The 22,404-nt window shown below is 59.5% G+C and carries 24 protein-coding genes and 1 pseudogene; 18 read left to right on the forward strand and 7 right to left on the reverse strand.

Going from position 1 to position 22,404, the window contains the following annotated elements:
- The first annotated feature begins 56 nt into the window (after positions 1-56).
- A complete protein-coding gene (locus tag K5E37_RS04835; RefSeq protein ID WP_011334135.1) occupies positions 57-971 on the forward strand; it encodes a LysR substrate-binding domain-containing protein in 915 nt (304 codons plus the stop codon).
- Here K5E37_RS04835 and K5E37_RS04840 read toward each other — a convergent pair.
- Entirely contained in the window at positions 965-1,765 is an 801-nt protein-coding gene (locus K5E37_RS04840) for a DUF1206 domain-containing protein (protein WP_221533256.1), read from the reverse strand. The two genes, K5E37_RS04835 and K5E37_RS04840, sit on opposite strands and share 7 nt — an antisense overlap.
- A gap of 282 nt (positions 1,766-2,047) precedes the next feature.
- Here K5E37_RS04840 and K5E37_RS04845 point away from each other — a divergent pair, with 282 nt between their 5' ends.
- Both K5E37_RS04845 and K5E37_RS04850 read left to right on the forward strand, forming a co-directional pair.
- Positions 2,048-2,278, forward strand: coding sequence for a hypothetical protein (locus tag K5E37_RS04845; RefSeq protein ID WP_127800904.1), 231 nt, complete (start codon positions 2,048-2,050; stop codon positions 2,276-2,278).
- 93 nt (positions 2,279-2,371) lie between these two features.
- On the forward strand, positions 2,372-3,223 hold the full coding sequence (locus K5E37_RS04850) for a LysR family transcriptional regulator (RefSeq protein WP_221533257.1): 852 nt from the start codon (positions 2,372-2,374) through the stop codon (positions 3,221-3,223).
- Positions 3,224-3,229: 6 nt separating this feature from the next.
- Here K5E37_RS04850 and K5E37_RS04855 read toward each other — a convergent pair whose 3' ends face one another.
- Positions 3,230-4,684: an MFS transporter gene (locus K5E37_RS04855; protein WP_221533258.1), complete on the reverse strand. Its 1,455-nt coding sequence runs from the start codon at positions 4,682-4,684 to the stop codon at positions 3,230-3,232.
- Positions 4,685-4,913: 229 nt separating this feature from the next.
- Here K5E37_RS04855 and K5E37_RS04860 point away from each other — a divergent pair, with 229 nt between their 5' ends.
- Positions 4,914-5,672 (forward strand): SDR family NAD(P)-dependent oxidoreductase, encoded by a 759-nt coding sequence (locus tag K5E37_RS04860; protein WP_221533259.1) that lies wholly within the window; start codon positions 4,914-4,916, stop codon positions 5,670-5,672.
- Positions 5,673-5,732: 60 nt separating this feature from the next.
- On the opposite strand, the gene K5E37_RS04865 is transcribed toward K5E37_RS04860, so the two are convergent.
- Entirely contained in the window at positions 5,733-6,647 is a 915-nt protein-coding gene (locus K5E37_RS04865) for a LysR family transcriptional regulator (protein ID WP_221533260.1), read from the reverse strand.
- Positions 6,648-6,861: 214 nt separating this feature from the next.
- Between K5E37_RS04865 and K5E37_RS04870 the strand changes: the two genes are divergently transcribed.
- The 3 genes from K5E37_RS04870 to K5E37_RS04880 all read left to right on the forward strand — a co-directional run bounded on the left by K5E37_RS04870 (position 6,862) and on the right by K5E37_RS04880 (position 9,535).
- Positions 6,862-8,202 (forward strand): nucleobase:cation symporter-2 family protein, encoded by a 1,341-nt coding sequence (locus K5E37_RS04870; protein WP_221533261.1) that lies wholly within the window; start codon positions 6,862-6,864, stop codon positions 8,200-8,202.
- Positions 8,203-8,232: 30 nt separating this feature from the next.
- The gene (locus K5E37_RS04875; protein ID WP_221533262.1) at positions 8,233-8,742 is read left to right on the forward strand and encodes a nucleoside deaminase; all 510 of its coding nucleotides are present in this window, start codon (positions 8,233-8,235) and stop codon (positions 8,740-8,742) included.
- Between the two features lie 133 nt (positions 8,743-8,875).
- On the forward strand, positions 8,876-9,535 hold the full coding sequence (locus K5E37_RS04880) for a carbonic anhydrase (RefSeq protein ID WP_127798173.1): 660 nt from the start codon (positions 8,876-8,878) through the stop codon (positions 9,533-9,535).
- Between the two features lie 390 nt (positions 9,536-9,925).
- Here K5E37_RS04880 and K5E37_RS29380 read toward each other — a convergent pair whose 3' ends face one another.
- Both K5E37_RS29380 and K5E37_RS29560 read right to left on the reverse strand, forming a co-directional pair.
- Positions 9,926-10,246, reverse strand: coding sequence for a hypothetical protein (locus K5E37_RS29380; protein ID WP_129974205.1), 321 nt, complete (start codon positions 10,244-10,246; stop codon positions 9,926-9,928).
- Positions 10,247-10,298: 52 nt separating this feature from the next.
- Complete coding sequence (locus tag K5E37_RS29560) at positions 10,299-10,796, reverse strand: short chain dehydrogenase (protein ID WP_221533263.1); 498 nt, start codon at positions 10,794-10,796, stop codon at positions 10,299-10,301.
- A 157-nt stretch (positions 10,797-10,953) separates the two neighbouring features.
- On the opposite strand from K5E37_RS29560, the gene K5E37_RS04890 reads away from it, so the two are divergent.
- From K5E37_RS04890 to K5E37_RS04900, 4 genes and pseudogenes are all read left to right on the forward strand, one after another.
- Entirely contained in the window at positions 10,954-11,202 is a 249-nt protein-coding gene (locus K5E37_RS04890; RefSeq protein ID WP_221533264.1) for a hypothetical protein, read from the forward strand.
- A 46-nt stretch (positions 11,203-11,248) separates the two neighbouring features.
- Positions 11,249-11,422: pseudogene (locus tag K5E37_RS29390) on the forward strand (manganese catalase family protein); the annotation flags it as partial.
- A 58-nt stretch (positions 11,423-11,480) separates the two neighbouring features.
- Positions 11,481-12,410, forward strand: coding sequence for a ZIP family metal transporter (locus K5E37_RS04895; RefSeq protein WP_221533265.1), 930 nt, complete (start codon positions 11,481-11,483; stop codon positions 12,408-12,410).
- Positions 12,411-12,530: 120 nt separating this feature from the next.
- On the forward strand, positions 12,531-13,331 hold the full coding sequence (locus K5E37_RS04900) for an alpha/beta fold hydrolase (protein ID WP_221533266.1): 801 nt from the start codon (positions 12,531-12,533) through the stop codon (positions 13,329-13,331).
- 107 nt (positions 13,332-13,438) lie between these two features.
- Here K5E37_RS04900 and K5E37_RS04905 read toward each other — a convergent pair whose 3' ends face one another.
- The gene (locus K5E37_RS04905) at positions 13,439-14,350 is read right to left on the reverse strand and encodes a bestrophin family protein (RefSeq protein ID WP_221533267.1); all 912 of its coding nucleotides are present in this window, start codon (positions 14,348-14,350) and stop codon (positions 13,439-13,441) included.
- Positions 14,351-14,579: 229 nt separating this feature from the next.
- Entirely contained in the window at positions 14,580-15,431 is an 852-nt protein-coding gene (locus K5E37_RS04910; RefSeq protein ID WP_064596666.1) for a LysR substrate-binding domain-containing protein, read from the reverse strand.
- Between the two features lie 241 nt (positions 15,432-15,672).
- Between K5E37_RS04910 and K5E37_RS04915 the strand changes: the two genes are divergently transcribed.
- The 7 genes from K5E37_RS04915 to K5E37_RS04945 all read left to right on the forward strand — a co-directional run bounded on the left by K5E37_RS04915 (position 15,673) and on the right by K5E37_RS04945 (position 22,393).
- Positions 15,673-16,515: a transporter substrate-binding domain-containing protein gene (locus K5E37_RS04915; RefSeq protein ID WP_064596664.1), complete on the forward strand. Its 843-nt coding sequence runs from the start codon at positions 15,673-15,675 to the stop codon at positions 16,513-16,515.
- Positions 16,516-16,580: 65 nt separating this feature from the next.
- Positions 16,581-17,432: a transporter substrate-binding domain-containing protein gene (locus K5E37_RS04920; protein ID WP_064596663.1), complete on the forward strand. Its 852-nt coding sequence runs from the start codon at positions 16,581-16,583 to the stop codon at positions 17,430-17,432.
- The gene (locus K5E37_RS04925; RefSeq protein ID WP_221533268.1) at positions 17,429-18,853 is read left to right on the forward strand and encodes an FAD-binding oxidoreductase; all 1,425 of its coding nucleotides are present in this window, start codon (positions 17,429-17,431) and stop codon (positions 18,851-18,853) included. Before K5E37_RS04920 ends, K5E37_RS04925 begins: the two co-directional genes overlap by 4 nt.
- A complete protein-coding gene (locus K5E37_RS04930; RefSeq protein WP_221533269.1) occupies positions 18,850-20,061 on the forward strand; it encodes an aminotransferase class I/II-fold pyridoxal phosphate-dependent enzyme in 1,212 nt (403 codons plus the stop codon). The genes K5E37_RS04925 and K5E37_RS04930 overlap by 4 nt, the downstream gene beginning before the upstream one ends.
- Positions 20,058-20,792, forward strand: coding sequence for an amino acid ABC transporter permease (locus tag K5E37_RS04935; protein WP_064596656.1), 735 nt, complete (start codon positions 20,058-20,060; stop codon positions 20,790-20,792). The genes K5E37_RS04930 and K5E37_RS04935 overlap by 4 nt, the downstream gene beginning before the upstream one ends.
- Positions 20,782-21,570 carry an amino acid ABC transporter permease gene (locus tag K5E37_RS04940; protein ID WP_221533270.1) on the forward strand — a complete coding sequence of 263 codons (789 nt, stop codon included), beginning with the start codon at positions 20,782-20,784 and terminating at the stop codon, positions 21,568-21,570. Before K5E37_RS04935 ends, K5E37_RS04940 begins: the two co-directional genes overlap by 11 nt.
- Entirely contained in the window at positions 21,557-22,393 is an 837-nt protein-coding gene (locus tag K5E37_RS04945; RefSeq protein ID WP_221533271.1) for an amino acid ABC transporter ATP-binding protein, read from the forward strand. The genes K5E37_RS04940 and K5E37_RS04945 overlap by 14 nt, the downstream gene beginning before the upstream one ends.
- Positions 22,394-22,404 lie beyond the last annotated feature (11 nt).

Here is a 22,404-nt window from a genome sequence, read left to right on the forward strand (position 1 = left end):
GTGTTTGAATAGCCGAACGCCCGGCCTCAGCCACTTGCAGCGGAATAACCATCATCATGAGTTCATCTGGCGAAGCACCGCCGATCCTGCCACCGCTGAAAGCCATTCAGGCCTTTGAGCAAACTGCGCGCTTTGGCAACGTCGCACGTGCGGCCGAAGTGCTGGACCTGACGCCCTCGGCAGTCAGTCACCAACTGGCCAAACTCGAGGCGATGATCGGGCGACAGCTGTTCCTCAGAACGGCGAGGGGAGTGACGTTGACGCCCGTGGGCGAGCAATACCTGTCCGAGATATCCGGCATCCTGCACAGCCTGGCGGTGGCAACGGAGCGTGCGACCAGTGATGTCAGCCTCGACTGCCTGCGATTGCATTCATCACCCAGCTTCGGCCTGCTGTGGCTGATGCCGCGCCTGGAACAGTTTCGCGAGAGCCATCCCGACATTCAGCTCAATCTCTCATGCTCCTATGAATCGCTGCACTTCAGTCGGGACAAGATCGACGTGGACATCCGCCACGGCATGCCGAACTGGCCAAGTTTCGAAGTGCGCACGTTGCGCAACGAAAAAATCGCGGTCCTCGCATCGCCCAAACTTCTGGAAAAACGCCCGATCCGCGCCGTCGCCGACTTGCTGGACTGCAACCTGATCCTGTCGGAGGCGACGCTGATCAAGTGGCCGCAACTGTTTGCTCAACACGGGCTGTCGCGCCCTGAAAGCCCCTATACCTTGAGCTTTGACCGCTCCTACATGACCCTCGAGGCCGCCAGCCACGGTCTTGGTTTTGCACTGGAAAGCACGCTGCTGGCGCAGGACTACCTGGCGCGCGGCGAGTTGGTTGAAGTCATTCCCGGGTTGAGCGCCCCGATCACCGCACACCACCTGGTTTTCCCGAAGGCGCATGCGGGGTTTCCACGGGTGAGGCGTTTTCTGGAATGGATGCAGCGTGAGTTGGGGCATGACTTCAGTTACTGAAGCACATCCATATTGATCTTGCGCCAACACGCTTCTGAGAAACTGTAAACCGAGAACGCAATCAGCCCCAGGGCCATTACGATCAAAAGAAGCCATCCAGCGGGCAGATTCTGCAGCGCGTCCAGCGCTTCCTTCATGCCAGGCGGGTCCATGGCTTGATAGGCTGAACCGCTGACGGCCAGCAGCAAAGCAATCTCCATAAACACGACGCCGCGAGCGATCAGACCGAAGCGAGACACCGGACGGACATAGCGCATGACCTCTTCGTCGGCCTCAAAATACTTCTCGAACGAGGCCTTCCATCCTTTGATGATGTGAGCAACGCCAACCCCCAGCGGAATGAGCGCAATCAGGTACAACAATAAATTCGAGTGTTCCCACGACAAAAGATGCGCCAGCCAGTCTTTGGTCTGCTCTGCGGAATGGCTCGAACTTCGGCTACCACTCACAAGCAGTCCCAATGCAAAAAACGCCAGAGCACCGTTGACCAGACCTCCTGCAAACAGGCCTGCACGAATCACCAGACCTTTGAGCTGCGTGCCGTGATGATCGACATCGCGTATCGCTTGCAGGACACGCCAGGCTGCGAACGCAAGCAGACCCGCCACCACAAGGCCCACCAGAAAATAGCCGAACGGCTGGCTCAGCAAGGCTTCCAGACTCTTGTGACTGTCCTTGGGTTTTGTCGAATCATGGGCAGCCAATAACGCAAATATGCCGATGATCAAATAAAGCACTCCGCGAGCGGCGTATCCGCCCCGAGCGAGTATGACGAGACTGCGTTGCGCGGACATTGGAGAGATTTCCGAGGTGTATTAAGAGAGCTGACCCTTGTTGCTGAAAGGGGTTCTGTTACGAATCGGAGATCGTACGTTTTACCTGTAGCGCGATGGATGAAGGGGACGAGCTGACGTTGCGAGCGGGACGATCCTGACCCATCATTCAGATTCTATTGATGCCGTGGTGAAAATGGACAAGCAACTGGCTGGTTACTCGATTGTATTGACCATCATCTGGGTTTCAGCGGTTATCGCGGTCATGTACTGGATGTCTAATTGAACGTATTGGGTGGCGATGTGGAAGGCGTGGTGTTGGGCGACAAGATTCAGCGAGAAGCGGACCGGATGCTGGCGCAGATTGTCCGGGCAGACTCGATGATCATTGCTGTCAAGGCAGGGGCGCGGGCGGATGGTTTCGTGCTGGGACTGGAAACCGGCGGGGCCTTGCGTGCCGGCGATGCCGAGAGGCTGTACATCATTTTCGAAGCCGCGCTGGTGGAGCGTTTGAAGTCATTGTCGCGAGGCTGATCAGATCGGCTGATTGAATCGATATTCATGAACAGCCATCTACTTGAACTATAAGCTGATCACTCAATGTTCATTTTTGTACGGGGCGAGGGCATGGACTGGAGTGACATGCGGATCTTCCTGGCGATTGCCCGCAACGGCTCGCTGGGCGGAGCCGCCAGGGAGTTGGGGGTCAGTCACCCGACGGTTGGACGGCGCTTGCAGGTGCTTGAACAAACCAGTGGGCAAGCCTTTTTCCTGCGGACCGCTCAAGGGCTGGTGCTCACGGACAGTGGCGAGAGGATTCTCGATCTGGCGCAGGACATGGAGCACAGCGCGTTGGCCATCGAGCGGCGTCTGGCGGGGCATGGCGATCAGCCTGAAGGCCTGTTGCGGATATCCTCAGCCGACTGGTTCGCCTGTCATGTTTTGTCGCCGGTTCTCAGCGAACTGGTGCACCGCTACCCGTTGATCGTTCCCGAAGTCATCGCCGGGCATCGACTGTTCGACCTTGCCCGCCGGGATGCCGACATCGCTTTCCGGATCGTGCCTTTCACCGAACCCGACATAGTGCACCGCAAGCTGACAACTCTGTCGTACGGCCTATACGCGGCTTTGCATGCCCCGGCGCCGCAGCCGGACGGCGAAGGGCTTGGCCTGATCCTGATGAACATCGCCCAGTCTCATTACCCGGACGTGCAATGGCTGCAGCAACGCTATCCGCTGGCCCGCACCGTGTTCACCAGCAGCAGCCGTACAGTTCAGGCACAGATGTGCGCGAACGGGCTGGGCGTTGCCGTTTTGCCCCGCGTCCTCGGTGACTCCGTGTCGGGACTGCGACTGCTGGATGAACACGAGCCACCGCCAGGGCGGGATATCTGGATGGGGTATCACCAGGACATGCGTCAGATGGACCGGCTGCGCGCCCTGGCTGACCTTGCCTCCAGCATGATCGGTGCGGGGTAACACGACTCAGGTCGGGCGAACAGCCGAGGCTTGCGCTACCGTCGCTGGCTCGCGCGCTAACGTCAGGCTTATCGCTGCCCCTACGGCCAGGCAAACGGCGATGCACAGAACAGCGATCGTGAACGCATGAGTGATGCTGACCGCCGTCGCCGGTTCTCCCAGCAAGGTATAAAACACACCGCCAATCAGTGCGACGCTCAGCGATGTGCTGATCTGCAACGTGGCGCTGGTAATGCCTGCGATCATCCCGGCATACGCCGGCGCTACCCGGCCCGTGACCATGCGCATCAACGTCGGCAGGCCGAGCCCTTGTCCCAGACCGATCAGGAACAGGATGACCGTCAGAGAAGTGAAGGGCGGGGCGAGGGTAGCCGGTGTCACTGACACGAGCCAGCCCAGCCATAGTAATCCGACTACTTCCAGCCCCATGCCTACCGGATTCACGTAGCCCCCGAGAACGCGCCTGAGGAGCGGAACCGACAGGGGACCGAGCAGAAATCCCGCGCCAAACGGCAGAAAGATCAGGCCGGCGTGCAGTGCGCTCATATGCAATGCGCTTTGCATGTACATCGAGAACATCAGAAAAAACACACCGATTGAATAGAAGCAAAGCGCGACCATAAGCGCTCGCCCCAGGCCCGGTGCATTCAGTACGGCCGGGGCGAGGATGGGAGTTCCTCCGGCCCGGTGCAAACAGCTCTCGTAGCGCCAGAACACTACCGCTAGCAAGGGGCTGGCGGCCAGCGACAGCCATGCCCACCACGGCCATCCCGCCTCGCGGCCTTCAATCAATGGCACGACCAGGGTGGTCAGGGTCAGCATCGACAACGCGGTGCCCACCAGATCCAGCTTGCTCGCGTGCTGCGCACGGGTTTCTTTGAGCACAGGGAAGCCAAACGCAATCACCAGCAACGCGATCGGCAGGTTGACCAAGAAGATCGCGCGCCATCCCATGCCCAACACGTCGACCTCAATCAAAAAGCCGCCCAGTGCCTGACCGATCACAGACGCCAGTCCAAATACGGCCCCGTAAATGCTCAATGCCAATGGTCTTTCCGTCGCCGGGAAAATCGCCTGCACCGATGCAAGTGCCTGAGGGGCCATTACGGCGGCGGTCACGCCCTGCAAGGCGCGTCCGAGGATGAGCATCCACGGCGAAACCGCCAGGCCGCACATCAGCGACGCGGCGGCGAAGCCCAACAGGCCAAGGAAAAACATCCGCCCGCGGCCGTATAGATCGCCGAGTCGTCCGCCGGTAATCAGCGTCACTGCATAGAGCGTTGCATAGGAAGAAATCACCAGCTGCTCGGCAGAGGAGCCTGTCGCCAGATCCTCCTGTATCGAGGGCAGGGCGACGTTGACGATAAAAAAATCCAGGGGCGGCAGAAACGCACCGACGAGCAAGATGGCAAACATCAACCAGCGCCGGGGTTCGGGCACTTCGATTTCGATTCGAGACATGACAGGCATCCTGTAGGGAAACTCAGGTTTGACGATGACTGAAGGGCAAGGCTTCGCGCCTGCCCGGGTCAGGTCGCCGCGTCCCAATTTAGGGAATCGCTCCTGCGTTTTCGCCTTACAAAACTGCACGGCCAACGTTCATTCGTGTCAGTGCCGCGCCGCTTCGATGACGCTCACCATGCGCAGGTCGTTTCAGACATTCCCTTCATCAACGACCGAGGAGTCAGACATGTCAGGTAAATTCAGTGATCAGGTTGCCGTCGTGACAGGCGGTTCCACAGGGATCGGGTTTTCCATCGCGCAAGCCTTGATCGCCGAGGGCGCCGAACGCGTTTACATCACTGGACGGGCAGCGGACAGGCTGGAGGCGGCAGTTGCCAGACTCGGCGACAAAGCTGTAGCGGTGGTTTCCGATGTCTCGCTTCAGGCCGATCTCGACACGCTCAAAGCGACAATCCAAACGCGCGACGATCGGCTGGACGCCGTGTTCGCAAATGCCGGGATCTGTGAGAAAAATCTGCTCGGAGAGACCAGCGAGGCTGCTTACTACGCCATGTTCGACGTGAACGTGAAAGGCGTTTTCTTCAGCGTTCAAACGCTTCTTCCGTTGATGAAAGACGCTTCGTCCATCGTCTTGACTGCCTCAATCTGCTCCAGCAACGGCATGGAAGGATTGAGTCTGTACAACGCGTCGAAGGCGGCGGTGCGATCGTTTGCACGCACGTGGGCCAATGAGCTCAAGGACCGCAAAATCCGCGCAAACGTGTTGAGCCCTGGCTTCACCCGCACACCGCTGATGGACAACGGGCTGAAAATGAGCGAGAGCGACATCGCCGCGCTGCGCCAGCACGTCGAGCAAATCACGCCATTGGGCTACATGGCGCAACCCGAAGAAATTGCCAGCGCAGCACTGTTTCTCGCCTCGGACGACGCCAGATACGTGAACGGCGTGGAGCTGATGGTCGATGGTGGTTTATCGCAAATCTGAAGCAGGGGATTGGTAAAGCTTCGGGCAGGCGTAAGGCGACTTGTTCCATCTGCATTGATCTCAAAGCGTGGTGGTCTGCCCGTTGCGATCCAGTTCATACACTTTGTTGCCCTGCAATTTCTCCTTCAACCACCGCTCCGCCTTACCCAGCGGCCGCTGCCGCGCCCAGAGCAAATCCACACCAATCTGCCAGTCCGTATGCGGATACGCCGAGAGCTGCAGTTCCACCAGCTCACCCTTGGCCAGTTCACGCTGAATGAGCTGGCGGGGCAGGGTGGCCCAGCCGAGTCCGGCGCGGACCATTTCCACTAACGCCAGATAGCTTTCCGCCTGCCACAACTGGGTCGAACGCAGGTATTCGCTGCTCGGCAGTTTGCTCGCGTGGGCGCTGAATGCCAGGCGGCGATGGACGTGCAGATCCTCGAACGTGACGTTTTCGAGTTGCGCCAATGGGTGCTGGGGATGGCAGACGTGCAGCATGATCAGTTTGCCCAGTTGCTGGAACGCCAGTTCCTTGGGGTAGCCGGGCTGTGAGAACGCCACACCGAGCACCGCTTCGCCGCTGCTGACCAGTTCGCTGACGTCGCCATGGACCGGATGACGAATGATCAGGTCGACAAAGGGGAAGGCTGCTTCGAAGGCTTTGAGCACCGGCATGATCGGGCCGTACGGCGTTTCAATGGCCAGTGTCAGGCTGGGTTCTACGTTGTCCGAGAGGCAGTCGGCGTGGGCTTCGAAGGTCATGCAGCGTTCGAGCACGGCTTCGGCCTGCACCAGCAATTTATGGCCGCTGGCGGTGAGGGCAGGGCTGCGGTTACTGCGGTCGAACAGGTCGACGCCAAGGTCGGTTTCGAGGTTGGCAATCGCTGCGCTGATGGTCGATTGGGTCTTGCCCAGTTTGCGCCCGGCGGCGGAAAACGATCCGCTTTTGACCACTTGGACGAACATCTGCAGTTGATCGAGTGAGAAGCGCAAGCGTTGAACTCCCGGTTCGAAATGAAGGTTTGGAGTGGCTAGCAGATGCCAGATTCGTGCCATCGGAAAAAGCGATGGTTGCTAATTTGTTTCATCGCAATAAACGTTCAAATATGGCCCCGCGTCAAAACGATCTCCGGGGCGGATCCTCCTTTCAAACGCCCCGAGCATGCCCGCTATCTCAACAGATGCCGCACTTTCAGGAGCGTGTGAAATGACCACACAACGCATTCATCCGGTGGACGAGGTTTTGCCACTGCGACAGTTGTTCACGTTTGGCTTGCAGCATGTTCTGGTGATGTACGCGGGAGCGGTGGCGGTGCCGCTGATTCTTGGCAGTGCGATGGGGCTGACCTCGGCACAGGTGGTGTTGCTGATCAACGCGAACCTGTTGACCTCTGGTGTGGCGACGCTGATTCAAACCCTCGGTTTCTGGAAGTTCGGCGCCCGCCTGCCGCTGATTCAGGGCTGCTCGTTCATTGCCCTGGCGCCGATGATCATGATCGGCAAGGAGTTCGGCCTCAATCAGATTTTCGGCGCGGTGATCGCGGCGGGTTTTCTCACCATAGCGCTGGCACCGGTGTTCAGCCGCTTGCTGCGGTTCTTTCCGCCGGTGGTGATTGGCAGCCTGATCACCATTATCGGCATTTCGCTGATGCCGGCGGCGGCGATCTGGCTGGGCGGCGGCAATCCCGATGCGGCAGATTTTGCCAATCCCGCCAACCTGTTACTCGGTTTGGCCACGGTCAGCGTGACGCTGGTGATCTACGCCAAATTCAAAGGTTTCATCGGCAACCTCAGCGTACTGATTGGCCTGTTTGTCGGCAGCCTGATCGCAGCGGCTTGCGGCATGACTCACTTCAATCGGGTCAGCGAAGCGGCGTGGTTTGAGCTGAGTGCGCCGATGGCGTTCGGCGCGCCGGAGTTCGCGCCGGTGCCGATTCTGATCATGACCCTGGCGATGCTGGTCATCATGGCCGAGACCACCGGCAACTGCCTGGCGATCGGCAAATTGACCGGAAAACCGACCACGCAACACACCCTCGGCAACGCATTTCGCGCCGACGGCTTGTCGACCATGCTCGGTGGCTTGTTCAACAGCTTTCCTTACAACGCCTTCACCCAGAACACCGGTTTGATTGCGCTTTCCAACGTGAAAAGCCGCTTCGTCGTGGCCGCTGCCGGGGCAATCATGGTGCTGATGGGCCTGTTCCCGAAACTCGGCGCGTTGATCGCCGCGGTGCCGACGCCGGTGCTCGGTGGCTGCGCGATTGTGATGTTCGGCATGACCACGGTGGCGGGGATTCAGGAACTGTCACGGGTGCAATTCGAGGGTACGCGCAACGGCATTATCGTCGCCGTGTCAGTGAGTGTCGGGGTGCTGCCGATGTCCTTTCCGGCGCTGTTCGAACACGTCGGCCCGACCCTGAAACTGGTGCTCGACAGTGGAATTTTCCTCGGAGCGATCACCGCCATCGTCCTCAACGTCCTGCTCAACGATGAAAAAAAATCGACCGAAATCATCGGCGCCACATCGGCTGAACTGGCCGACTGACTATTGTTTTCCACTGCCCTGGAGTTACCCATGAATCAATTGACTGAACTCATCCCGGCTGGCATCAGCGCGCTTGATCTGAAATTACTGCGCCAGACCATCGCCTTGTCCGAGGCATCGAAGCAACGCGGTCGCCATCCGTTCGCGGCATTGGTGGCCGACCGCAACGGCAAGGTGATTGTCGAAGCGGGGAACAACTCGATGCCCCCGGAAGGTGATCCGACGCAGCACGCCGAGTTAGTGGCAGCGGCGGCAGCGGCAAAACGGCTGTCGCCGCAGGAGTTGGAACTGTGCACGCTGTACACCAGTGCCGAACCTTGCTGCATGTGCGCCGGCGCCGTGTATTGGACGGGGATCGGGCGGGTGGTCTATGCCTTGTCGGAGCATGCCTTGCTGGGTTTGACGGGGGACCACCCGGAGAACCCGACGTTCTCGCTGCCGTGCCGCGAAGTGTTCGCCAAGGGGCAACGCAAGGTCAGCGTGCTGGGGCCGATGTTGGAGGGGGAGGCCGCTGAACCGCACAGAGGGTTTTGGTCCTGACAGGTTTGAAACGAAGCTTAAGCGGTGTGAGGTCGCGCACTCGCACGCGACGTCTGCGATAATGACGCCCCACTGAGGCGCGAAGGCATCGAGTGCTCGTCTCGGCATCCGGAATCAGGCTTTGGAGGGCTTTATGCGTGACATTATTGATGGCTTTCTGCGGTTTCAGCGCGAGGTGTATCCACAACGCGTCGAGCTTTTCAGGCAGCTTGCGACAGAGCAAAACCCAAAGGCGTTGTTTGTCACATGCTCGGACAGTCGTGTAGTGCCTGAACTGCTCACACAGCGTGAGCCGGGTGAGCTGTTCGTGATCCGCAACGCCGGCAACATTGTGCCGTCATATGGTCCTGAACCGGGTGGTGTTTCGGCTACCGTCGAATATGCGGTTGCAGTGCTCGGGGTACGGGACATTGTGATCTGCGGCCACTCGGATTGCGGAGCGATGGGCGCGATTTCACGCTGCACGTGTCTGGATCATCTTCCGGCAGTTGCCAACTGGCTTCGGCACTCGGACGCCGCGAAAGCGATCAACGCGGCGCATGAGTTCGATACGCCACGCGACAAACTCGATGGCCTCGTTCGTGAAAACGTGATCGCACAACTGGCGAACCTGCGCACCCATCCATCGGTGGCGCTTGCGCTTGAGCAAGGACGCTTGAATTTGCATGGCTGGGTCTATGACATCGAGGCGGGCTGCATCGATGCGCTGGATGGTGCAACTCGGCGCTTCGTCAAGCTTTCCGATTCACCGACCACCGTTGCCGTTGCTGCGCGCAATGCTGGTCAGTTGTAACTCGCGGAAGGACTGCACGTCGCTGATGACGAGAATTCTCTAAGCATGCGTTGAGTCAAGGGCTGGGCACCTTATGCCAAGCCTGCGCTCGCGCTATGCGTTTTGCCCGAAGCAGAGGACTGCCGAGGCCGTCGCGGCAGTCCTTTGCCTCTTTGTCTCAACTTACTCCTGGAGTGAGATCCAACCGTTCGCCTGTGCAAGAGTGGCACTGCCGGCGCCAGTGGAGCCTGGCCAGGCTTATAAGCGCTTTCCCTGTCTACCGCAGCGTTAACTTGGCTACGTCGTACAAATGCCAGAGGTCCAGCGGTTGTATTGGGTGCATCCAATGCCTCGGTTCGTCGATCATGAGCAACACTGGAACATCATCCGAATCGCACCTTACGCCGAGAGTTAATCAGGCTCTTGGAGCGAGCTGAACCATTCGGCATAAGGGGAGTTGACGACCAGCCGCCGGTTGAAGTCAGGGCTTCCATCAGCCCACCAGACAGGCCCCCGTTCCCCGAGGGCCACTTTGGCCATCTGTACCTTTTCCCGAGCGCGCTTCAGTTGCGACCCGTCTTGCGCACTCTTAGCGTTCTTGACCTCTCGTCGAGCGGCCATAAGCGCATCGACAAGACGCTGGCGCACATCTTCATCCAAAGACGGGTTGGAACATCGCCATAGCTGGCCTTTGACAACAAAGTAGCGACCGTCTGGTGTCACTGGATGCATTCCTGTCTCCGACCGTTCAAAGAGCACTTATCCAAAAAATCAGCAAGGACGGCTATCTCGGTTTTCGAGCAGGAAGGCGATTGGCTTGTTTGACTCCAAGCATTATTCCCAGTACTAGCGCGGCGCCTGCCGCCAGAAGTATTGGATATGGATGTTTACCTGACATCCGGACGCCCTCGACTCCGAGTTGATCGCTTGCCGGAGCAGGTCGATGCCGTGATAGCGATGGAGTAAGACTGCTTGGACTGGCAGGCGATTCGACATCTGCCCTGTACGGCATTTCGTTCAAGGGCAAACGCGCACCGTCCGCGAGAGTCAGGATGAGGTCCTCGACAGTGCCGGCGAGCCGATCGGGAAACACCGGCTCACCCGTGGGACCAAGTTCATCGTAATAAAACTGCTTTCCTTCCAGCCAACCTATGGCCGTCATCAATTCCGGGCCAAGATAATATTTTCCGTCGAGGAAGAAACCCGGGAAATGTCGCGTGCGTTCGAGACTGTCTATGGTGTAGCGCTCGCCTGCCTTCATACCGGTTGCTGGATCGATCATGATGAAATCCTCAGATTCGCTGGTGTTGCGATAGAGGACGGGGCCTGGCGCAACGTTCCATCGACATTACCGAAAGGCTGTGCTTCGTCAGACCTTTTGAACCTAATTCGAAAACTGTTGCTCAACCGGGAAATGTTCGGGGGGAGTGAGGAGTGAAATGAATGCTTTCAAGAATCAACTGACGCTTGAGCAGGAATCCAGATTGAAAGCCCTGGATGCCTGGCATCGTGCGTTGGAGAACCGAGCGTTACGGATGGAGTGTCCCGATGCCTATCACGAGGAACTATTGCGCCAGTCTGATGAGATGCATCGGTTGGGTATGTTGACCGATTCCGAATGGCGTGACCTGAGAAGGGAGGCAGATGTGGCCTATCTGCGTGCGGTCGCCGGTGAGGATTATCACTGAGGTCATTCAGCTCATGTCTGTTGCCGACGACACTGTTCACTACCCCCGCGGGCCGTGGAACGAAGGGGAGGACTGGGAGTTCGTAGAGAATCCAGCGCCGGCGGTGGATGGAGGCGAGGGCACCGCGACTGTGCAATTGAGCGCCGAGGATGAAGCGCTGCTCATGGACATGACGGGTGCGGACTTGGGGGCGGGTGTGCAAGGCGAACCACAACCTTAACGACGTGACCGCACAAAAGGCGTGCGGTTTGTTCATCTCAAGACAACTGGAGGGTGCGATGTCCGAGCCGTTGACCTCATATGGCGCAACACTTCGCTCACGGTTTGTTCGGTTCTCAAAATCCGGATGGGGCGGGCTAGCCTTCTGGTCAATTCTGATTGGCGTGACGCTTTACTTGCTGATCAGCGGGTATGGTGCCTTTGTCGGCGCCAACAAACAAAATCTGCACTTTGCATTTCTAGGCGGCATGTCAGGCTTCGCTGCGACGGCCATAGGTGCGGTGGCAGCGATCGCGTTACGTGATATCGCCGCCAGAACGCAGGACATCATGCTGGGCTTCGCTGCCGGGATGATGCTGGCCGCCAGTTCGTTTTCGCTCATTCTTCCGGGTATCGAAGCCGCCCAGGAGCTCTGCGGTAACCAGCTGCTCGCAGCCTGTGTCGTCGTTGCAGGATTGGGATTGGGGGTAGCGCTGATGATCGGTCTGGATCGCTTCGTGCCTCACGAACATGAGAAAAGCGGTCGCCGTGGGCCCGAGGTGCAGCGCATCAATCGCGTATGGCTGTTTGTTCTGGCAATCACGCTGCATAACCTGCCGGAGGGGATGGCCATTGGAGTGAGCTTTGCCAATAGCGACATGAAGGTGGGATTGCCGCTAACCACTGCCATCGCCATTCAAGACATTCCCGAAGGCCTGGCTGTGGCCCTTGCGTTACGCGTGACCGGGATTTCAGCGCTTCGCGCTGCGCTTATTGCGGTGGGCTCAGGGTTGATGGAGCCCATAGGCGCGATCGTCGGCTTGGGGATTTCGAGCAGCTTCGCATTGGGATATCCCATAGCGCTCGGTCTGGCGGCGGGCGCGATGATTTTTGTGGTGTCCCATGAGGTCATTCCCGAGACCCATCGCAACGGTCATGAGACACCTGCAACCTTGGGGTTGATGCTCGGTTTCGGGGTCATGATGTTTCTCGACACGGCTTTGGGTTGACCCTTTACCTCCCATCCATCATTGGACGGTTTGGTTGAAGAAACTAGAAGCAAAAATCCGACGGTAGACGTCGCGATCCCACCTGCACTGCCTTTCAATTACGTGCAACAAGGAGAAATCATGACAACGCACAGGCTGACAACGAAGGGCTTGCAGTTGAACGTGTCGATCTGCGGTCAAGGCTCTCCGCTGCTTTTGCTCAATGGTTTGGGTGGTTTGATTCGTACTTTCGATCCGCTGCGCAATGAACTTGACGACTTCATGACCATCACGCTGGACGTGCCAGGAGTCGGCAAGTCGCAAATGCTCCGTTGGCCCTTTCGCCTGCCAAGCCATGCCGACGTGATTGCCGGGATGCTTGAGCAATTGGGGATCGAGCAGGTCGATGTGTTCGGTGTGAGTTGGGGAGGTGCATTGGCTCAGGAGTTCGCTCTTCGTTACCCGAGCAGGGTACGCAGGTTGATCCTCGCGGCGACCTCTCCCGGCCCATTGCTGTTGATGAAGCCTGCAGACGTTATGGATTTTTTCCGCAAGAGTAAAAACACCAAAACACACAAGCAAGAAAGATCCGGCCATTCAGTTCAGACGCTGCTGCGGTTCGGTGTGATGAAAGGCATGCTCTCTGTTAATCCGCGAACCTACTATTTCCAGCTCGCAGCCTTGATTGGATGGACAAGCCTGCTTCGGTTGTCCCGGCTGCTTCAACGCACGCTGATTCTTGCCGGCGACCGCGATCCGTTAATACAGGCGTACAACGGCCATATCCTGCGCCGCACAATTGGACGTTCAGAACTTCGCCTTCTGAAGGGTGAGGGACATTTCTTTGTGGTGACCAGCGCTAGACGAACTGCCGTCCTGGTTCGCGAATTTCTTTGCCGCCATTACGACGATGAAGAGAAGGCGCCGAGGATCGCGAACTGAAACACCAAGGCTGGCCTGGAGCGCACACGCTCGTCTCATCAATAGTCGCTCTGCACCTGATAAAGAAAAGGGTAGACCCGCTATCGCGCTGCTGCTAAAGCAGCGCCTTACGCGTGCTCTTCAAGCCTGCGCACATCACCCAACGAATCACGTTGCATCGACTGCAAGTTCTTTTCAATGGTTTCGCACAGTGCCTCCATTTGAATCTGGTGTTCGCTGTGGCGAAACGGGCTTTGCAGATCGGTGCCGATGCGTTCGATGGCCAGCAGCATGAATCCCACCACGGTCGACGCCAGCGGCGTGAACCAGCCCAGGGATTCGACCAGTCCCACCGGCACGATCAAGCAGAACAGCGAAATAAACAGCCGCGGAAAATAGACGTAAGGGTAGGGCAGCGGAGTATTGGCGATCCGCTCCATGCCGCCCTGACTGTTGGACAGGTCGACCAGCGTCGACTCAAGCCGCGCCAGGCGAATACTGTCCAGATGCCCGGCCTTGTATTCCTTGGCGAGCAAAGTCGCGGAGCCGGTGAGAATATCGTTGGCAAAGTTATTGGTCGTGCCACTGCGGGCGAACTCTTCGGCGGGAATAAACGCCCGCACCTCGTCAGGACAAGGCTGGCCTTGCAGATGCGCGGCGAGGCAGTTCACATACGCGACGTGGCGGCGCAGTAGAGTGGATTTGACCGGATTCACCTCGCCGCCGGCGTCGTCCAGCAGCGTCAGCACCTGCCGGGCGAAGCTGCGGGAGTTGTTGATCATCGCCCCCCACAACGTCCGCGCTTCCCACCAGCGGTTGTAGGCGCTGCTGTTGCGAAAACTGATCAATACGATCAACGCCGAACCCAGCAAGGTCAGCGGCATCAGCGGCATCAGCGGCAGGTTCAGCTTGGCGTTTAGGAACAGCATGAAGTCGACGGTGACGGCGATGTCCCACAGCAGCAACCAGAACAGAGACCAGCCCACGTAGCCCAGGGTCTTGATGATCAGGCGGTATTTTTTGACGATGGCAGCTTTCAAACGGAAACCTCGTGGCGAGCAGTTTGCTTAAACGCTTAAGCTCGGACGATGCCTGGCACCGGCAGTTCCCTGGTGAAGCAGCCAACCGTCAGTCAATCTGCGAAGCCCGGCCATCTGATTGGCCAATGCTTGCGAGAAAAATCCTCGTATGGCGCCTCGTTCCGTTTCGGCAACGTTGTTTGACGGGGACGGGAAGAATCGCCGCGAGCACCCTGTGCATCGTCGGTATTCAATGCCCGCGGCTGCTGCGAATCAACTCATAGGCCCGGCGCACCAGCGGATTGATCGTATTCGAACGGATCCACAGGTAGTAGGTGACGTCCGGCAAGCGGGGCAAGCCATCGCTTTCCCCCAGTACCCGCATATCCGGGCCCAACATTTCCATGCTTCTGGCGGTGACGCCAAGACCTGCGCGCGTCGCCGCTTTGATGCCAATCAGGTTCGATGCGAGATAAGCCTGACGCCAGGGAATGTTGGCGCGCTCCAGGGCCTCCAGGGCATACCGTCGATAGATACTCGGTTCGTCGACCAGAATCAGCGGCAACGTCTCGCCGGGGTTATGAATGAACTGCGCAGAGCAAATCCACCATACCGGCGAAGTGCGCAACGCAAAACCTTCCAGATTGGGTGCTTCGCGGGTGGAGATCACCATGTCGATCTTGCCCCGTTGCAGATCGTCCATGAGAAACGGGCTGCGGCCGACATCGATCTCCAGGCGCAAGCGCGGAGCCGAACGCGCGATGTGACTGAGGATCGGGGGCAGGATGGTGTCGGCGATGTCATGGGGCGAGCCGATACGCAACACGCCGCTCAAGCTGCTTTCGCGCAGGGAGTTCAGCGCATCATCGTTGAGTGAAAGCATCTGCCGGGCATGGCGCAGCAACTGCTGTCCGGCTTCCGTCAGCTGCTTTTGCCGCCCGCGCTTTTCGAACAGGTTGACCCCGACCTGTTGCTCCAGGCGCTGCATGTGCTGAGTGACCGACGACTGGGTGCGGGCCAGTTGCACGCCGGCCTCGGCAAAGCTGTGGTGATCGACCACGGCAATGAACGTGCGCAGCAATTCGAGATCGAGGATCGTCATAGGCAGGTTTTATATCAAAGGGACGAACTTAAACATTACATATCTTTATGCATTGGAAGGAAGTTTTTTCTCTTGATGTTCTCTTGAGTCAATAAGTTCAGGCTTATATGCGTTTGGTAAAAAAGTGACGGCGCCTGAGTTATAACGATATTAGATATTTGTATTTCCGTTATGCCGGTGCTGTCAGCAGGATGCCCACTCACTGGATCGGGGTTTGCCGATCAATCACGAGGGGAAATCCATGTTGTCCGATCGCGCGCCTTCAAAACGTTTTTTGCCCCTGATGCTGGGCGCCTTCATATCGCTGGCCGCCAGCACCGCTGCCCTGGCTGATGCGACGCTGGACAAGATCGAGCAACGTCATGTGCTGGTGGTCGGCGTGTTGTTGTCAGGCGGCCCCTTTGGCGGGATTGATCCTGCCACACAGAAACCGCGTGGTTTGAACGTCGAACTGGCCGAGGAACTGGGTCGGCGGCTAAGCGCCGAGGTGCAACTGGTGCCGGTATTGCCAGCCAACCGCGTGCAATTCCTGCAACAGGGCAAAGTGGATTTGCTGATCGCCAACATGGAATGGACGGCGGAGCGCGGTGAGATCCTCGGTTTCGTACCCACACCGTTTTATCGAGTTGGCGGTACTGCCGCCGTGCTGAAGGACAGCAAGATCGCTCGTTGGGAGGATTTGAAAGGGCAACCGGTCTGCACTTCCCAGGGCAGCAGCTACATCAAGCCGCTCACTGAACTGGGCGTCGAGTTGAAAGCTTTCAAAAGTTCATCGGAGTCCTTGTTGGCTCTGCGTGGCAACAACTGCGTTGCGGCAGTTCATGACGCCACCCTGATCAATCCGTTAATCGCCGACAGCGCCGAGTGGCGAGGCTACCGCGCCATCACCCCGGAGCTCAATCCGGCGCCTTCGGTGATCTGGACACGCCGTGGTGAAAACGACACTCAGGCCAGGCTCGACCCGATTGTGAAGGAACTGCACCGCAGCGGCTGGTTGATCGAAGCCCAGACTCGCAACCACATCACCCCCGCGTCACCGGCGCTGGTCGAACTGCAAAAACAGTTTCAAGCCAACGGGGCCTGAAATTCCTCCCTCAGAGTTCTCATCCGACCGTCGTGTCACTCGACGGTCGTCCAAGGTAGCCCTGCATGAAACGTCATTTTTCCGCTAAAGCCCTGACCACGTTTTGCCTCGGCGCCCTGGTTGCCATCGGCACCAGTGCCGTCCGGGCCGATGCCACGCTGGACAAGATCCGCCAACGCCACGAAATCAGCGTCGGGGTGATCCTCAGCGGCCCGCCGTTCGGCACCATAGATCCCAAGACCGGCGAGCATCTGGGTTACAACGTCGAACTCGCCAAGGGTGTAGCCAAGGCTCTGGGTGTGGAAGCGAAAACGGTGTCGGTGCTGGCGCCTAACCGGGTGCAGTTTCTGCAGCAAGGCAAGGTCGACATCCTGATCGCCAACATGCAGTTCACCGATGAGCGTGCGCAGATTCTCGACTATGTGCCGACGCCCTACGAGGAAGTGGGCGGGGCGGCGCTGATCCGCAAGGGCGCGGGCATCACTCGGTGGGCAGACCTGAAGGACAAGCCGGTGTGCGTGTCCCAGGGCAGCAACTTCATCAAACCGTTGCAGGAAACCTACGGTGCGCAGATCAAGGCGTTCCGCAGCCAGTCCGAATCGTTGCTGTCGCTGCGCGGCAACGGCTGTGTGGCGGCGGTGCACGTCAGCCCGACCATGCACGCCTTGCTCGGCGATGCCGAATGGGCCGGTTATGAAATTCCGCTGCCCAATGATCTGATTCCCTCCAACTCGGTGATCTGGCTGCGCAAGGGCGAGCACGACACTCAGGCGAAACTCGACGCCATCGTGCGCGATTGGCACCGCAGCGGCTGGCTGATTGCATTGGGCGAGCGCACCGGCATGGCGCCGTCCCAGGCCCTGCGTGATCTGCACGAGCAGTATCGCAACGCTCAACCGCTGGCGTCGCAGCCATGAGTGAGGTTTTGTTTGCGCAGTTGCAACAACTGCTGGGCGAGCGTCATGTGCAGCGCAGCGAAGAGGCGAGCGCTTTTCTGACTGACAAGCAGGGGCGCTACGTGGGCGCGGTGATCGCAGCCGTGCACCCCGGCAATACCGAAGAAGTCGCGGCAGTGGTGCGGGTTTGCGTCGCTGCCCGCGCTCCAATCGTGGTTCAGGGCGGCAACACAGGCCTGATGGGCGCGGCGACGCCGGATGCCAGCGGGCGTTCGGTGTTGCTGTTGCTCGATCGCTTGAATCGAGTGCGCGCAGTGGACACCGACAACGACACGCTGACCGTCGAGGCCGGCTGCATTCTGCAACACGTGCAACAGGTCGCCGAGGAAGCAGGGCGGCTGTTTCCCCTGAGTCTGGGGGCCGAGGGCAGTTGCACGATCGGCGGCAATCTGGGCACCAACGCCGGCGGCACGGCTGTCCTGCGTTATGGCAACACCCGTGAGCTGACCCTCGGGCTGGAAGTGGTAACGGCCGAGGGCGAGATCTGGCATGGCCTGCGTGGGTTGCGCAAGGACAATACCGGCTACGACTTGCGCGACTTGTACATCGGCAGCGAAGGCACCCTGGGCATCATCACTGCCGCAACCCTGAAACTGTTCCCGCTGCCCAAGGCGCAATCCACGGCCTTCCTCGCGTTCGATTCGCTGGTGCAAGCGGTAGCATTTCTCTCCCATGCCCGCTCCGGTTTCGGCGCCGGGCTTACCGCATTCGAGTTGCTCAACGCCGATTGCCTGGCGTTGCTGCGCGAGCAGTTTCCTGAAGCCCCGCAACCTTTTCTCGGCGCTGTACAGCCGTGGTTTGCGCTGCTCGAACTCTCCGACAATCGCGGTGAAGCACAAGCCCGCGAGGCCTTTGAAAGCGTGCTGGGCGAAGCCTTCGAGCAAGGCTTGCTGGCCAATGCACTGATTGCCGAAAGCCTGGCCCAGAGTCAGGCCCTGTGGTTGCTGCGGGAGAACATGAGCGAGGCGCAGAAGCGCGCCGGGCGCAATATGAAGCACGACATCTCGGTACCCATTTCCAGGGTCGTGGATTTCGTCGCCCACACCGATGCCCTGTTGCAGGTGCACTTTCCGGGCGTGCGGCACTTCACCTTCGGCCACCTGGGCGATGGCAACCTGCATTACAACGTCGCCCATCCGCTGCATTCGACCGTCGATGAACACATGGCCCATTACGCCGCGCTGAGTCTGCTGGTGCACGACAGTGCCCACGCCCATGGCGGCTCCATCAGCGCGGAACACGGGATCGGCCAGCGCAAGCGCGACATGCTGACGCGTTACAAAAGTCCGGTGGAGCTGGATCTGATGCGCCGTATCAAACAGGCGTTGGATCCGAACAACCTGCTCAATCCCGGCAAGGTCATTGAGGTGTCCCGCTCATGACGCTCCGTCTCTCCAGACGCGTGCAACGCGTCTCGCTGTCCGCCAACGCGGCAGCCAAATCCCGCGCCACCGAACTGCGTGACGGCGGTCGCGACATTCTCGACCTGACCACCGGCGAGCCGGATTTCGACACGCCCGAACACATCAAGCAGGCCGCTTGCGCAGCGATTGCCGCCGGCGCCACCAAATACACCCCGACGCCCGGCGTCAAAGGCTTGCGCCTGGCGGTGCAACGCAAGCTCGAGCGGGAAAACCACCTGAGCTATCCGCTGCCCTCGATTGTGATTGCCAACGGTGCCAAGCAGATCATCTTCAATGCCTTTGCTGCCACCCTCGACGACGGCGATCAAGTGCTGGTTCCGGTTCCGTACTGGCCGTCGTTTCCGGACAGCGTGCGGTTCAACGGTGGCGAACCGGTGTTCATCGAATGCCCGCTGGAGCAAGGCTGCAAACTCACGGCTGCGCAGCTGGAGCAGCGCATTGGCGAGCGTACCCGCTGGCTGATTCTCAACGGGCCGGGCAATCCCAGCGGCGCGGTTTATACCGAGGCAGAATTGCGAGCGATTGCCACCGTACTGAGGCGGCATCCGCAATTGCTGATCCTGCTGGATGAACTCTACGAACACATTCGTTTCGACGACCGTCCGGCGCTGAATCTGCTGAACGTTGCGCCAGATCTGCAAGAGCGTTGCCTGCTGGTCGGCGGTGTTTCGAAAACCTATGCCATGACCGGCTGGCGCGTCGGCTTCGGCGCCGGGCCGCAGGCGCTGACAACGGCCATGACCGTGGTGCAATCGCAATCCACATCCGGCGCATCGTCCGTTGGCCAGGCTGCTGCGCTGGCGGCGCTGGAGGGTGGCCTGGGGTTTCTGCCGCCGCAGGTCGAGGCCTATCAGCTGCGACGGGATTTGCTGCTCGACGCGCTGCGCCCGGTGGAGGGTCTGCAGGTGCTTGAGCCACAGGGCGGCTTCTTTGTGTTTGTCCGCTGCGCCGGCTTGATCGGCCGATATCGCCCTGACGGGCAGCGGATGAGCAGCGACGTCGATGTCGTCGACTATCTGCTGGAGGAGGGCGTTGCCGGTGTGGCGGGCAGTGCTTATGGTCTGTCGCCGTGGTTCCGCCTGTCCATCGCCACGGCCACTGACAATGTCGTTGAAGCGGGACGCCGAATCGCACGAGCCTGCGCGCAGCTACGGAGCGAGCCATGACTCACTGGCTGGAGCTTTTCGTTCACTGGACGGCGGGGCTGGGTCTGAACTACAGCTTTCTGCTGGACGCGTACCAGCGCGGCACACTCGGGCAAGGCGCACTTACCACCGCATTGCTGTGTGCGTTCACCATCGTCGGCAGTTTGTTGGCCGGTGTCGCACTGGCGGCGATGCTGACATCGGGCAAGTCGTGGCTGGCGACACCGGCCCGAATCTTTGTCGAAGTCACGCGCAACACGCCGACGCTGGTGCAGCTGTACTGCGCCTTCCTGGTGTTGAACATGCTGCTGACCCAGGCGGTGGGTGCGGCCAATCCGCTGACACCGTTTGCCTGGGTGGTGATCGTGATCTCTTTGCACAAGGGCGCGTTCCATGCCGAAGCCTTGCGCGCCGGCATCGAGGCGGTGCCTGCGGTGACACTGGAAGCGGCCAGTTCGCTGGCTTTCAGCAGCCGGCAGTTGTTGTGGAATGTGCAGCTCCCGCTGGCCCTGCGTTTTGCGCTGCCCTCGCTGATCAACAACCTGATCGACCTGGTGAAGATGACCGCTGTGGCGTCGGCCATTGCCGTGGGCGACATCACGTACGCGGCGATCATGATCTGGACCCAGAGTGACAACGTGCTGGAACTGATGATCCTGATCCTGAGTTTTTTCGGTCTGCTGAGCTTTATCGTCAATTGCGTGGGGCGCTACCTCGAAGCGCGCCTGAGGATGCCCGGTTATGGCCACTGAATCGACCGTCACTGCAATGACGGCCCTGCCGCGCCGACACCTCGGCAAGCTGTTGATAGTGGCGGGCATCGCATTGGCGCTGCTGTATTTCAGCGCGCAGAGCCCGGTGCTCAAGGCCTTGCTGCAATGGTCGCCGGCACTGGCGGCGGGCTTCGCGCAGAACATTCTGATCAGCCTGGTGGCCATCGGGCTGGGTTCGCTGCTGGGGTTGCTGGTAGGGGCTCTGGCCTTGTCGCCGTTGCGCCTGATGCGTCTGCCGGCGCAAATCTGGGTGCAGGTGTTTCGCAATGCTCCTTGGCTGGTACTGATCTATTTCACCACCTACGTGTTTCCGTTCGAGATCCGTTTTGCCGGCACTTACGTGGCGTTTCCGGACTGGGTCAAGGTCACCCTCGGCCTCGCGCTGCCGGCCAGCGCCAACGTCGCGGAGATCTTTCGTGGTGCCGTGGCGTCGATCCCGGCCACGCAATGGGAAGCTGCTCGTTCGCTGGCTTTCACGCGGGGGCAGATCTTCCGCTCGATCATCCTGCCGCAGTGTTTCAAACGCATGCTGCCGCCGTGGATGAACCTGTACGCGGTGATCACCATGGGCACGGCGCTGGCTTCGCTGGTGGGCGTGCATGACGTGATCGATACCGCACAGATCGCCAGCAATACCGTGAACATGACCGGTTTTACCGTAGTGATCTACTTCAGCCTGCTCGCGCTGTTCTTCGCCTATTGCTACCCGATATCCCGACTCACCCGACGCCTGGAGCGACGTTATGCCTTCTATTGAAACCGGCGGCGAACCGCTGATCCGCCTGCGGGATTTGCACCTGTCGTTCAGTGGCAACCCGGTACTCAAGGGCATCGATCTGGAGGTGCATCGCGGCCAGGCGGTGTCGATTATCGGCCCGTCGGGTTCCGGCAAGTCGACGATTCTGCGCTGCATCACCGGGTTGTTGCAGCCCCAGCGCGGCAGCATCCGGGTCGGCGCTACCGACGTCCACACCCTGACGCAGGAAGCGCAGCGCATCCAATTGCGCAAACGCGTGGGGTTCGTGTTCCAGCAGTACAACCTGTTCCCGCACCTCTCGGTGCTGGAAAACCTGGTGGTGGCGCCACGCAAGGTATTGGGGCGCAATCGGGTCGACGCCGAGAAAGACGCGCGCGCCTTGTTGGCCAAAGTGCGTCTGGACCACAAGGCCGATGCCTATCCCGGCCAACTGTCCGGCGGTCAGCAACAGCGCGTGGCGATTGCCCGTGCCCTGGCGATGCGCCCGGAATTGATCCTGTTCGATGAAGTGACCTCGGCCCTCGATCCGGAAACGGTCGGCGAAGTGCTGACGGTGATTCGCGAACTGACCGAGGAAGGCATGACCTGTGTGCTGGTGACCCACGAGATGCGGTTTGCCGAGGAAATCAGCGATGTCGTCTATTTCACCGAAAACGGGGTCATCGTCGAGCACGGCAGCGCCGCGCAGATTTTCCAGCACCCCGTTAGCGAACGAACCCAGACCTTCTTGCGCCACGCCCTGGGCGATCCGGGTCGGCGCGCGGCGCTTGCCAATGATCCTTATCTGTTGACCAACCTCAGCCGCTACAGCCTGTCCGTCTGACCCGAGGAGAT

This window comes from Pseudomonas sp. RIT778, from assembly GCF_019718735.1.
Lineage (GTDB): Bacteria > Pseudomonadota > Gammaproteobacteria > Pseudomonadales > Pseudomonadaceae > Aquipseudomonas > Aquipseudomonas aphyarum.

Coding starts and splice junctions, on each gene's coding strand:
- K5E37_RS29560 (WP_221533263.1), bottom strand. CDS start 10,796: ATGATCGATCCAGCAACCGGTATGAAGGCAGGCGAGCGCTACACCATA.
- K5E37_RS04890 (WP_221533264.1), top strand. CDS start 10,954: ATGAATGCTTTCAAGAATCAACTGACGCTTGAGCAGGAATCCAGATTG.
- K5E37_RS04875 (WP_221533262.1), top strand. CDS start 8,233: ATGAATCAATTGACTGAACTCATCCCGGCTGGCATCAGCGCGCTTGAT.
- K5E37_RS04915 (WP_064596664.1), top strand. CDS start 15,673: ATGTTGTCCGATCGCGCGCCTTCAAAACGTTTTTTGCCCCTGATGCTG.
- K5E37_RS04850 (WP_221533257.1), top strand. CDS start 2,372: ATGGACTGGAGTGACATGCGGATCTTCCTGGCGATTGCCCGCAACGGC.
- K5E37_RS04935 (WP_064596656.1), top strand. CDS start 20,058: ATGACTCACTGGCTGGAGCTTTTCGTTCACTGGACGGCGGGGCTGGGT.
- K5E37_RS04900 (WP_221533266.1), top strand. CDS start 12,531: ATGACAACGCACAGGCTGACAACGAAGGGCTTGCAGTTGAACGTGTCG.
- K5E37_RS04840 (WP_221533256.1), bottom strand. CDS start 1,765: ATGTCCGCGCAACGCAGTCTCGTCATACTCGCTCGGGGCGGATACGCC.
- K5E37_RS04945 (WP_221533271.1), top strand. CDS start 21,557: ATGCCTTCTATTGAAACCGGCGGCGAACCGCTGATCCGCCTGCGGGAT.
- K5E37_RS04930 (WP_221533269.1), top strand. CDS start 18,850: ATGACGCTCCGTCTCTCCAGACGCGTGCAACGCGTCTCGCTGTCCGCC.
- K5E37_RS04880 (WP_127798173.1), top strand. CDS start 8,876: ATGCGTGACATTATTGATGGCTTTCTGCGGTTTCAGCGCGAGGTGTAT.
- K5E37_RS04855 (WP_221533258.1), bottom strand. CDS start 4,684: ATGTCTCGAATCGAAATCGAAGTGCCCGAACCCCGGCGCTGGTTGATG.
- K5E37_RS29380 (WP_129974205.1), bottom strand. CDS start 10,246: ATGCATCCAGTGACACCAGACGGTCGCTACTTTGTTGTCAAAGGCCAG.
- K5E37_RS04920 (WP_064596663.1), top strand. CDS start 16,581: ATGAAACGTCATTTTTCCGCTAAAGCCCTGACCACGTTTTGCCTCGGC.
- K5E37_RS04835 (WP_011334135.1), top strand. CDS start 57: ATGAGTTCATCTGGCGAAGCACCGCCGATCCTGCCACCGCTGAAAGCC.
- K5E37_RS04870 (WP_221533261.1), top strand. CDS start 6,862: ATGACCACACAACGCATTCATCCGGTGGACGAGGTTTTGCCACTGCGA.
- K5E37_RS04940 (WP_221533270.1), top strand. CDS start 20,782: ATGGCCACTGAATCGACCGTCACTGCAATGACGGCCCTGCCGCGCCGA.
- K5E37_RS04910 (WP_064596666.1), bottom strand. CDS start 15,431: ATGACGATCCTCGATCTCGAATTGCTGCGCACGTTCATTGCCGTGGTC.
- K5E37_RS04895 (WP_221533265.1), top strand. CDS start 11,481: ATGTCCGAGCCGTTGACCTCATATGGCGCAACACTTCGCTCACGGTTT.
- K5E37_RS04860 (WP_221533259.1), top strand. CDS start 4,914: ATGTCAGGTAAATTCAGTGATCAGGTTGCCGTCGTGACAGGCGGTTCC.
- K5E37_RS04925 (WP_221533268.1), top strand. CDS start 17,429: ATGAGTGAGGTTTTGTTTGCGCAGTTGCAACAACTGCTGGGCGAGCGT.